Origin of the sequence: Aeromonas popoffii, assembly GCF_000820025.1 — a bacterium.
Classification (GTDB): Bacteria; Pseudomonadota; Gammaproteobacteria; order Enterobacterales; family Aeromonadaceae; genus Aeromonas; species Aeromonas popoffii.
On record NZ_CDBI01000100.1, the window covers coordinates 1 to 10,563 of the forward strand.

The window sequence follows — 10,563 nt, forward strand, 5'->3', positions numbered from 1 at the left end:
GCCTTGTGGGGCGTGTTTCTGGTAGCCCAGATGCTCGTCCATCTCGGCATTAAGCGCGGTCTCGACGGTGAGCTTGATCAGCTGTTGGGTGAGTGTGCCGAGATCTTTTTCAGACTTGATGTCTTTTGCCAGCTCAGCGGCGAGTGCTTTGAGTTTGTCTTGGTCCATTTGCTTACCCACGAAGGTATCCTTTTGAAAAAGTTACTTATTCGTGGGCGGTTACACAATTGGATTTACAGGCTCAAGAGTACAGCCGCCACAGTGCCGGTTCAGCATGTCTGTCTTTTACTTAAGATCGATAAAACCCTGAAACTGTCTGCTTTTCAACCAGATAGCAGCCTTGCTAAGCAAGAGTTAGTTCTTAATTTTTCCTTAAGTTTCAAGCGCTATCATTCATCAATAGAGAAAATTACTGATATGAATCACGGTTTTTAGCATCTCTCCAAATACTATAGGTGGATCTCCGTATGAGGCTGGTAGTATTCCGTGCCTTAATGGAATGCCAAGAATGCATATCAGTCCCTGCAATACCTTATGGAGAAGTCATGCCTTCAGTTGTAAAAATAAAGCTTGTGCCATTAATTTTTTTGTTGGCGTTGCTGTTTGCCTTTCTGCTTAACTGGGAAGTTTTGTTCCACATTTTTGAAATCCTGTCTAGGCTTGAACACTTCAAAATAGGGTTTGCTATTTCTATCCCTATTCTGCTTGTGGCTGCGCTTAATTTCGTCTTTATGCCGTTTTCGATTCGCTATCTGCTCAAGCCTTTCTTTGCGTTCCTCTTCGTCACTGGTTCTATTGTCAGCTACACCATGATGAAGTATCGCGTCCTGTTTGATCGGGACATGATCCAGAACATTTTCGAGACCAATCAAAGCGAAGCCTACTCCTACATCAGCCTCCCCATTGTTTTTTGGGTACTGCTGACAGGGGTGACTCCTGCGATCTTGTTGTTTTTTGTGCAAATTGAGTATCCCAAAAGATGGTATGTGGGCTTCTTCCAAAGGGGGCTGTCTATGCTGGCATCTCTAGCAGTGGTCGGGATTATTGCTGCATTGTACTACCAAGATTATGCATCGATCGGACGTAATAATCAGACCCTGAATCGCGAAATAGTGCCTACCAATTTTATTTACAGCACAACCCAATACCTCTACAAACGATATCTGGGAGAACCTGTTCCCTTTACCACGCTGGGGGATGATGCAAAACGAGTTGTGAACGAGGGTAAGCCCACTCTGATGTTTCTGGTGGTAGGGGAGACAGCTCGCGGCAAAAACTTTTCAATGAATGGCTATGCCAAAGATACCAATACCTTTACCAGCAAGATTAGTGGCGTAATCTCTTTCAATGATGTTCGCTCATGCGGTACCGCGACTGCTGTATCTGTGCCCTGCATGTTCTCCAACATGGGGCGCAAGGAGTTTGACGGCAATCGAGCTCGCAATAGCGAGGGATTACTGGATGTGCTGCAAAAAACCGGGGTCTCTGTTTTCTGGAAAGAGAACGATGGTGGTTGTAAGGGAGTGTGCGACCGGGTCCCCAATATCGTAGTCAAGCCCAAGGATCATCCGCAGTTCTGCGATAAGAGCACCTGCTATGACGAAGTCGTTCTACAAAATTTGGACGATGACGTTGCCCAGATGAAAGGAGACAAACTGGTCGGTTTCCACCTGATTGGCAGTCATGGACCTACATATTACAAACGCTACCCAGATATTCATCGCCAATTCTTGCCTGACTGCCCTCGCAGTGACATCGAAAACTGCACGGATGAAGAACTAGAAAATACCTATGACAACACTATTCGCTACACCGACTTTGTCATTGCAGAGATGATTACCAAGCTAAAAAAGTATGAAGATAAGTACAACACGGCACTTATCTATGTGTCCGATCACGGTGAATCTCTGGGCGCATTGGGGCTCTATCTGCACGGTACACCATACAAATTTGCACCAGACGACCAGACTCGGGTGCCAATGCAGGTATGGATGTCGCCCGGGTTCTCCAAAGAAAAAGGACTGGATATGAATTGCTTACAGGAAAACGCTGCTGATACCCGTTACTCACACGATAATATTTTTTCATCTGTGCTGGGTATCTGGGATGTAAAAACAGCGGTCTATAATCAGGGACTTGATATCTTCAGCAAGTGCCGAACTGTGCAATAAACCTTATCTGGGGCGCTCAAGCGCCCCCTTTTCTCTGTAGCATTGCTTAACTAACCAAAATGAAAATCTCGAGAGAGGAAGACGAAATGGCTAAGCCAGGCGCAACAGGCATCACTCGCATTGTTCATGCAACCAGCTATAGCATGAAAGGCTTGTCATCTGCCTGGAAGCATGAAGCGGCTTTTCGCCAAGAACTATTGCTCATTCTGCTACTTATGCCGCTGGCTTTTTTCGTGGGCGACGGGCTTAACCAGATATTACTGTTGATGGTCATCAGCTGGTTGGTGGTAATCGTGGAGATCCTCAACTCTGCCGTGGAGGCAGTCGTTGACCGTATTGGCTCAGAACATCACGAGCTATCTGGCCGCGCCAAAGATATGGGCTCAGCTGCAGTCTTTATCGCACTTGCTCTCAATGCTCTTGTCTGGGGGGCCTTGACTGGCCGTAACCTATTGGGATGGTGGTAATCCGTAAGTGACTATGAGCAATGCCCAAGCACTGAATTGCTAAATCAGTCGTACTTAACTTGACGCCAACCCCCTCAAAACCATCTGTTTCCCTTCTGATGTGAGCGAGCCAACCAGGGTCACTACCAATTGCGTGGCTGTACGAGAGGATGGGCTCAAGGTATGGCTGAACGAAAGTGTAGCCACCCAACTGTGACCACATTCTGCATAGCGTGAACATCTTCCGGCTACTGTTGCAGTTGATGAATGCGGTGGATCAGCTGGCCGCCGCCACTGCAGGCCACACCCACCGCAGTGGGCCAGCACCAGGGAACAGCGGAGCCATGACGGGACATGGCCAACAGGCCAAGCAGCTGGCCAGCCAGCTCTCCCCCATCATCGAATAGAGGCATGTAGATGATCTCATCTCACCATCAATCAGGGCACCATGCTCAGCCTGCTAGCCCTTTCTCTACACTCTGAGCTAATATGTAGAAATGGAGGCCCAAAAGGAGCTCTCTTGCTCTTAATAATATCTTAAGAATTCCTGATTAGACTCGGGAAGGACAAACGGACACTGAGCGATCTGGAGGCGCTTTATGGATACAAACACCACCAATTATCTCAACAAAGTTCCTGAGGTCACCTTAACATTTTGGTTGATCAAAATGATGTCGACGACTGTTGGGGAGACAGCCGCAGATTTCTTGATCTTTAACCTGCATTTGGGATTAAAAATAACCTCATCTCTTATGGGGATCCTCCTAATCACAACACTCTTGATACAAGTTAGAGCAACCCGCTATGCCCCCTGGAAGTATTGGCTAGCGGTTGTACTTGTGAGTATTTTTGGCACCTTGGTAACGGATAATCTTACCGACCAGGTTGGAGTACCTTTGGCTGTGTCTACCAGTGTGTTTACGGTTGTACTACTGGGCACGTTCTGGGTTTGGTATGCACAAGAAAAAACTTTGTCCATACGTTCTATTGATACCCGTAAGCGTGAACTATTTTACTGGGCAGCCATTCTCGTTACCTTCGCGTTGGGCACTGCAGCTGGTGATTGGGTATCGGAAGGAATGAATATGGGGTATATGAATGCCACATTGCTTTTCGGGTCTTTGATAGCCGCAACTATGATCGCTCATTACAAGTTCAACATAAATACTGTGCTGGCGTTTTGGATCGTTTATGTGCTGACTCGTCCACTTGGCGCTTCAATAGGGGATTGGTTATCACAGTCTGAAAAACATGGCGGTTTGGGGGTTGGTGTCACTAGTACCAGCATAGCCTTTTTTACGTGCATCATTATTTTGGTCATTTATCAGTCGTTACCATCACGAATGCCCAAACATAAATGAAATATGCAATTCAAGTAGGCGAACATCAAGTGACTCCAAATGCGCCTCACTGACAAGGTGCTTGAGAATATACTCAGCATATGACTAACAAGGGAGCCTCGGCCCCCTACGTTTTGAAAGGAGAGTTGGATGGGCTACGGAGAAGTGGCAGTTAATGCAGTGCAGATGTGTAAATCAGATGACAAATATAATCCCTGTGATGCCTGGAAAATTGCGGCTCAGGAACACTACCCCTCAAGCCAGTCAGCTCAGTTAAAAGGTGGGCCAAAAGGCGCATTCTTGGGATTATGCAGTGAAGGCTTGGTACGGCATGTCTCCAAACGACGTTATGCACGTGCAATCCAAAGTGGCAGCTATGCAGTCAAAGCAGTACGTGTCCTTCAACATTATGAAAATCAACATACTGAATTGCCTAATGCATTACAACTCTGGGACGTCGTGATGAAAAAGCTTGGTAAAGAGATCGTACACAATGGCCAGATGGATGTTGCGTTAGCACTTTGGAAGGCTGGCTTTATTATGTCAGAGGAATAGAGAAATAGTCAGTAGTGTAACTAATACGAAGAAGGCCCCGTACCTTGGACCTTCTTCTATCTGCCTGACAGCGCCTGAGCATGACCAGGGAAGGCGCCGTATCAGCTTTGTGCCCATCAGGTGGCTGCGTAGCATAACGGATCAGCCCGCAAGACAGCAGTGCCTAATCCGTCACTTTTCACTCTGCGAAGATTTTCCCCATGACACACCGAGCCTTATGGTTGGCGCTGGCAACCAACCCGATTATCCCAATGCCATGCACTGGATGCAGCAAGCTGCAGAGCAGTCAGGGCCCTTGGCCGCCGATCAGAAGATCCGGGCTAACGCAGCTTGGCAAGTGGGTGACTGGTATCAGGCTGGGCTCGGTGAGCCCAAGAATCCGGCGCTCGCTACCCAGTGGTGGCAACGCTCTGCGCGGCTTGGCAACACCCATGCCAGCTATCGGTTGGGAGTGATGTGCCAGGAGCAGCATCAAGGCAAACTGGTGAGTGAATGCCTCGATTGGTTCGAGCAGGCCGCCAAGCGGGATCATGCCGAAGCGCAGTTAGTCCTGGCCCGGTGGTACAGCAAACAACCGGGGGCTGATGCTGATGCCGTCAAATGGTTAGAAAAAGCGGCAGAACTGGGCAACCGTGATGTCCAGTACCTGCTGGGTCAGCGCTATGAAATGGGCAAAGGGGTTGCCAAACGGCCGGATATTGCCCAGCGCTGGAATGATAAAGCCGCTGCCCAACAGCAACCGGACGCTTTGTTGCTGCAAGCTAAACAGGCGCTTCCTTCTAATGCTTTCGCTGCCTATCAGCGAGCAGCCAATGCGGGCTCTGCCGAGGCTGAACTCTGGCTAGGGATGGCGTATCTGGCAGGGGAGCAGGTATCGGCTGACCCTGCCTTGGGGCGCTATTGGCTGGAGCTGGCAGCCGGACACGGCTCCCACGAAGCCGAGTACCAACTGAGCTTGCTGCAGGTAGACCGGGAGCAGCGGGCTCACTGGTTAACGCTGGCCACTGACGGTGGCGTAACCAAGGCGTGGTTTGAGCTGGCGGAGTTACAGCAGGACCAAGGGGCTTTGGAGCAGGCCAGAGCCAGCTATGCCAAGGCCGCTCAACAGGGACACGCGGCAGCGCAATACGCCTACGGTGAAATGCTGCGTTTGGGCCAAGGTGGCAAAGAGGATTACACGCTGGCACTCAAGCAGTATCGCCTGGCCGCCCAGCAAGGCGACCGCATGGCCCAATACCGGATGGGGACACTGCGTGAGAAAGGTCTGGGGGCACCGCGCAACCGGGTGCATGCTTATGCCTGGCTCTCACTAGCGGCCACAGAAGGGATGCCTGAAGCCGTGCAGGCGCGTGATGAACTGGAGGCCGCGATGACCAAACCGGAAGTCAAACAGGCTCAGAAACTGTCTGAGCACTGGTTTAGCAAGATGTCATCCACCGTCAGGAAAAGCTAAAAAAGAACAAAACAGAAGCAGCCCCAATGGGGCTGCTTCTGTCTGTGTGGATGTTCGGGCTGGATTTGACAGCCGATCTATGAGGCGATCCGTTTTGATTGGTCTATAAATTTTTATAACGCTCGATGTTCATCAGAGCGTGTAAGTAAGACTAATACTAACATTGCATATCAGACCCAAAGACAAGGACATGTTGATGCAAACCCCTTTAGTACCAGAGAACGAACGACTGCGTTTGGATGCCTTGCGTCGTCTTGCTGTACTTGATACTCCCGCCGAGGAACGTTTTGACCGGATAACTCGGATGGCTCGCAACATGTTTGATGTACCTATCGCATTGGTTTCATTGGTTGATGAGAATAGGCAGTGGTTCAAATCCTGTTGTGGTTTACCTGTGTTTGAAACACCGCGAGACATATCATTTTGTGGTCATGCGATCCTCGGCGAAACTCTGTTTGTGGTCGAAGATGCATCGCAAGACACGCGCTTTGCAGATAACCCTTTGGTTACTGGTGAGCCACATATTCGGTTCTATGCAGGTCATCCGCTAGAGGTCGGCAATGGATTAAAGCTGGGTACCTTATGCATTATTGATCGCAAACCTAGGATACTTGGTCAACGTGAAAAGGCTTTACTTTCAGATTTGGCATCAATGGTAGAAAGCGAATTGCAAGCAATTCAAATGGCAACAATAGATGAATTGACAGGGATTACTAATCGCCGAGGTTTCATGTTGTTGGGCGAAAAGAGTTTGCAATACGCTTTCCGTGTAAAGCTTCCCCTTTCATTATTGTTTCTTGACCTAAACCATTTCAAGGCAATCAATGATAAATTTGGTCATGATATTGGCGATGATGCATTACGTCAGATGGCGGAACTGCTGTGTAATGTGTTCAGGGATGCTGATATCTTTGCGCGCTTGGGTGGAGATGAATTTGTGGTTCTGCTGCCAGGTTCTGGACGCGAACATTGCCAGAGGATCCAGGAACGTTTAAATCAAGCGCTAGAAAACTTTAATACTAATAGTGGAAAGCCCTATCAACTATCCTGTTCTATAGGTATCGTAGAGTACGATGCAACAACTGCGCCAGATATTAATATGCTGCTGTGCCTTGCCGATGATGAAATGTATTGTTGTAAACAAGCGATTAAAAAAGGTTAAAAAACAAACAAAAGAAGTGACCCCTACGGGGTCGCCTCTTTATGGCTCATTTGAGTTGCTGTCAACAAATTCAGCCCAAGCATCCATCATGGGACGCCGTTGGTCCAGCAAGTCAGTGCGGTGGTAAGCCGCTTCGACCTTGTTCTGCACAGTATGGGCTAACGCTCGTTCTGCCAGATCACGTGCATAGCCTTGCTCGCTGCACCAGTCCCGAAAGCTGGAACGAAAGCCATGAGCCGTTGCCATTCGGCCAGGAGTACAACTCTCCGCTTTAGCTCTTCTCAGAAACATAGTCAGCACAGTGTCCGAGAGCGGTACCTGATCTCTGGGAGAAGGGAATACCAACTCGTCATGTAATCCCATTAGCCCCTTCAGGATCTCGACGGCGCGAAGAGATAACGGAACACGATGTTGTTGCTTGGCCTTCATACGCTCGGCAGGCAAGGTCCAGACATTTGCCTCCAGATCTACTTCAGACCATTTCATTGCTCGGACTTCACCAGAGCGGCAAGCTGTCAGGATCAAGAACTCCAACATCGAGCGGGTTACATCGTATCGTTGTGCTGTTCTCAGATGTTGCTGAACAAAAGCAGGTATATCACGCCAGGGCATAGCAGGCTGATGCTCTACTCGCACAGATTTGCTGGGTTGAGCTGGTAGTAAGTGACTCACCACATCCACCGGGTTTGCAGAGGTATAGCCATGGGCCCATGCCCAAGCCATGACTGCGTGTAGGCGTTGCTTAACACGGCTTGCCGTTTCCGGGATCGTCAGCCATATCGGTTGCAGAACTGAAGCGATATGAGCTGGGGTGATAGCATCAATGGAGATAGCGCCAATGGTAGGAAATGCATATTGCTCCAATGTGGTGATCCATTGCTTACCATGTTTGGGGTTCTTCCAGCCTGGTAGCAAGCTTTCGTAGACCAATCTGGCAGATGCTTCCAACGTCGGGATCTTCGGCTTGTTCTGCTCCTCCAGTCGGATCTCTAGCGGATCCAGACTATTCGCCAGCTGTTCCCGCATTACCTGTGCGTCTCGAGCTGCGTCAGCGATGGAGATCTCGGGGTAAGGCCCGAGGCCAGCATTACGTCGTTTCTTCGTCAGTGGGCTGACATAGCGGAAAACCCACTTGCCTCTACCCTTGGCAGTAGAAGGGTGTAGCGTTAACCCGGTGACGCCACCATGAGCAAGGGGTTTATCTTCCGGCTTGATGCTACGAGCTTTGGTATCGGTGAGGATTGCCATCAGGTAACCTCCTTGGGAATTGAATATGCCACGCAGTATGCCACCAAGCATGCGCAGTGGTAATATGTGATTGGGATGGATTGGACAGGTGTTGGATTCAAGATACTGATAGATAGTGATTTATCTTGCCGCTTCAGAATGGATTGGGCTGGATTGCGGCGGGCACCTCCTCCGCCATCTTCAGAGAAGCCCCAGACAACCTTGTTGTGTGGGGCTTTTTGCTGTCTGTGATTTGGTTTCTCATCTGTAGTCAGGTGATGGGGGATGAATGTATCCGCAATGGCTGCACCAGTGTAGAAGGTGAAGGTTGCGCCCAGGCTCTCCCGCATCAAGCCTGTCACCAGGCTGGTGATGTCGCTGACCAGATTAAAGAGGTTATAGGCGGTGCCGCGCCCCGTATCCCCTTGCCGACCTGTCCAACAGGCGGGTCGTGACATGAGTCCGCTGCCGGGTGCCATGGCAAACAGCGGCTTGGTGAGGGCTCCCAGCCCGTAGCCCAGCACTGTCACCATGAAGAGGGGCAACAGGCTGTGGATCATCTCGGACGAGATATTCATTGGGGCTGTCGTCATAAGGTCGCAGCCCACAGAAGATTGAGAGCTGCGTTGTCGTATCAAAAGAGAGCAGGCAAATGGAACAGGCTGGCGTAGCAGCCCGTTCCGGTTACAGGGATTATTGCTCTACATCGAGCTCGGAGTGGCCTGGCGCCGGTGCTGGATGGTCGAGATCAGCACCAGGACGGCGATGGCGGCCAGCAGGGTGAAGGAGGCGGAATAACGACTCAGCTCCAACCCTCCCTTGCTCAGCGGCTTGTCCAGGAAGTCGCCCACCACGGCGCCCAGTGGCCTGGTCAGGATGAAAGCGGCCCAGAATAGCAGGGTACGCGATACCCGGGTCAGGTAGTATGTCGCCACTATAGCCATCAGCATGCCGCCAAATAGCACGGCACTGCCTGCATAGCCAAAGCCTGCTTCGTCCGCGGTCCAGTCTCCCAGTGCTGTCCCCAAGGTTTGGGAGAACATGATGGTGATCCAGTAGAACATCTCGGTGCCGGGCGTGGTGACGTTGCCGGTGGAGATGTTGCCCTGGAACTTGTACCAGGTGAAGAAGGAACCCATCAGCAGCAGGAACAGCAGGGCGGAGCCGCCGGCATAACCGAGCCCAAGCGATCGATCGGCAAAATCGGCAAGCGTGGTACCGACCGTGGTGGTGGCTATGATGGTGGTCCAGTAAAGCACGGGTTTATAGGAGGTCGCCGCGATTTGGGCGCTGACCGACACAAAGAAAATGACGGCAAAGATCGCCGTTCCCACCAGATAACCGAGATCCATCGACATGGAGACGGCGTCACCGCCGGTTTCTCCCAGCGTGGTTGCCAGAATTTTGATGACCCAGAACATCAGGGTGATTTCTGGCACTTTGCTGATTGCTGCGTTGCTGTTGCTATGCATGTTAACCCTCTCTCGCTGATGCCGTTAGACGAGGACTCGTCAGAGCACAGTGTCGCCGAGAAGTCTTAAGAAAGCGTTAAGACGCAGGGGGATCATCACTATTTTTATCAAGCGTGCCCCAGCCCTCACAAAGGGCTGGGGCGCCTTTGTGCATATCCGTGGTGGCGGCCCACTTTGTTTTGATCGGTTATTTATCTTGGCACACTTAAATTGTCTGTAAGTATTGTGGGTTAACCTGCGTCCTTTGTGGTGTTTATTGATATGGCTAGTATTATTAGGGGGGGATATCCTGCTCAGTGTACCCTTGGCTCTGTCACCATCCCGCGAAAAATATTTAAACTGCAACATAAAAAATCTTTAAGTGTGTAATAAAACAGTGTAATAAAGAAGTGTAATAATGATATATGTGACTTCTTGTCTTAGAATAAGATTCTTCCATTTTGTCTACTGACATAAAAGTGCTATTTTTTGCTCAAAGGGACAGTTTTGCTGGATTTCTATGAAATACTGCCCCAGCTTAAACACGTCAAGATAGGGTTTGCTATTTCCATTCCTATCGTACGAGTTGCGGCTCCGAACTTTGTATTTATGCCCTTTTTTTTATCACTGGGACCATTGCCAGCTACACCATGATGAAATATCGGGTGCTGTTTAATGGCGACATGATCCAGAACATCTTTGAAACCAACCAGAGCTAGCGGGGCAATGTTATAGCAACTAAATAACTGTTCCGAATA

The 10,563-nt window shown here is 49.9% G+C and carries 11 protein-coding genes and 2 pseudogenes; 7 read left to right on the plus strand and 6 right to left on the minus strand.

Going from position 1 to position 10,563, the window contains the following annotated elements:
* Window positions 1–180, minus strand: a pseudogene (locus BN1129_RS20990) (hypothetical protein); the annotation flags it as partial.
* Window positions 181–545: 365 nt separating this feature from the next.
* Between BN1129_RS20990 and BN1129_RS20995 the strand changes: the two are divergent.
* The gene (locus tag BN1129_RS20995) at window positions 546–2,171 is read left to right on the plus strand and encodes an MCR-3-related phosphoethanolamine--lipid A transferase (protein ID WP_042039220.1); all 1,626 of its coding nucleotides are present in this window, start codon (window positions 546–548) and stop codon (window positions 2,169–2,171) included.
* Window positions 2,172–2,257: 86 nt separating this feature from the next.
* Entirely contained in the window at window positions 2,258–2,638 is a 381-nt protein-coding gene (locus BN1129_RS21000; RefSeq protein WP_042039221.1) for a diacylglycerol kinase, read from the plus strand.
* A 54-nt stretch (window positions 2,639–2,692) separates the two neighbouring features.
* Here the strand turns inward: BN1129_RS21000 and BN1129_RS24630 are convergent, their stop codons facing one another.
* Together BN1129_RS24630 and BN1129_RS23665 are read right to left on the minus strand one after the other, a co-directional pair.
* Window positions 2,693–2,944, minus strand: coding sequence for a transcriptional regulator (locus BN1129_RS24630; RefSeq protein ID WP_422614021.1), 252 nt, complete (start codon window positions 2,942–2,944; stop codon window positions 2,693–2,695).
* Complete coding sequence (locus BN1129_RS23665; protein ID WP_157013510.1) at window positions 2,866–3,030, minus strand: hypothetical protein; 165 nt, start codon at window positions 3,028–3,030, stop codon at window positions 2,866–2,868. Before BN1129_RS23665 ends, BN1129_RS24630 begins: the two co-directional genes overlap by 79 nt.
* A gap of 186 nt (window positions 3,031–3,216) precedes the next feature.
* On the opposite strand from BN1129_RS23665, the gene BN1129_RS21005 reads away from it, so the two are divergent.
* From BN1129_RS21005 to BN1129_RS21020, 4 genes are all read left to right on the plus strand, one after another.
* Window positions 3,217–3,978: a COG4705 family protein gene (locus tag BN1129_RS21005; RefSeq protein WP_042039222.1), complete on the plus strand. Its 762-nt coding sequence runs from the start codon at window positions 3,217–3,219 to the stop codon at window positions 3,976–3,978.
* 129 nt (window positions 3,979–4,107) lie between these two features.
* Entirely contained in the window at window positions 4,108–4,512 is a 405-nt protein-coding gene (locus tag BN1129_RS21010; RefSeq protein ID WP_042039223.1) for a DUF6979 family protein, read from the plus strand.
* A gap of 217 nt (window positions 4,513–4,729) precedes the next feature.
* A complete protein-coding gene (locus BN1129_RS21015; RefSeq protein ID WP_157013511.1) occupies window positions 4,730–5,965 on the plus strand; it encodes a tetratricopeptide repeat protein in 1,236 nt (411 codons plus the stop codon).
* A 196-nt stretch (window positions 5,966–6,161) separates the two neighbouring features.
* Complete coding sequence (locus BN1129_RS21020) at window positions 6,162–7,127, plus strand: sensor domain-containing diguanylate cyclase (RefSeq protein ID WP_042039224.1); 966 nt, start codon at window positions 6,162–6,164, stop codon at window positions 7,125–7,127.
* A gap of 39 nt (window positions 7,128–7,166) precedes the next feature.
* On the opposite strand, the gene BN1129_RS21025 is transcribed toward BN1129_RS21020, so the two are convergent.
* From BN1129_RS21025 to BN1129_RS21035, 3 genes are all read right to left on the minus strand, one after another.
* On the minus strand, window positions 7,167–8,375 hold the full coding sequence (locus BN1129_RS21025; RefSeq protein WP_042039225.1) for a tyrosine-type recombinase/integrase: 1,209 nt from the start codon (window positions 8,373–8,375) through the stop codon (window positions 7,167–7,169).
* Window positions 8,375–8,932 carry a hypothetical protein gene (locus BN1129_RS24320; protein ID WP_244463091.1) on the minus strand — a complete coding sequence of 186 codons (558 nt, stop codon included), beginning with the start codon at window positions 8,930–8,932 and terminating at the stop codon, window positions 8,375–8,377. The genes BN1129_RS21025 and BN1129_RS24320 overlap by 1 nt, the downstream gene beginning before the upstream one ends.
* Window positions 8,933–9,055: 123 nt before the next feature.
* A complete protein-coding gene (locus tag BN1129_RS21035; RefSeq protein WP_042039227.1) occupies window positions 9,056–9,826 on the minus strand; it encodes a COG4705 family protein in 771 nt (256 codons plus the stop codon).
* Window positions 9,827–10,294: 468 nt separating this feature from the next.
* Here BN1129_RS21035 and BN1129_RS24515 point away from each other — a divergent pair.
* Window positions 10,295–10,521: pseudogene (locus tag BN1129_RS24515) on the plus strand (phosphoethanolamine transferase domain-containing protein); the annotation flags it as partial.
* Between the last annotated feature and the right edge of the window lie 42 nt (window positions 10,522–10,563).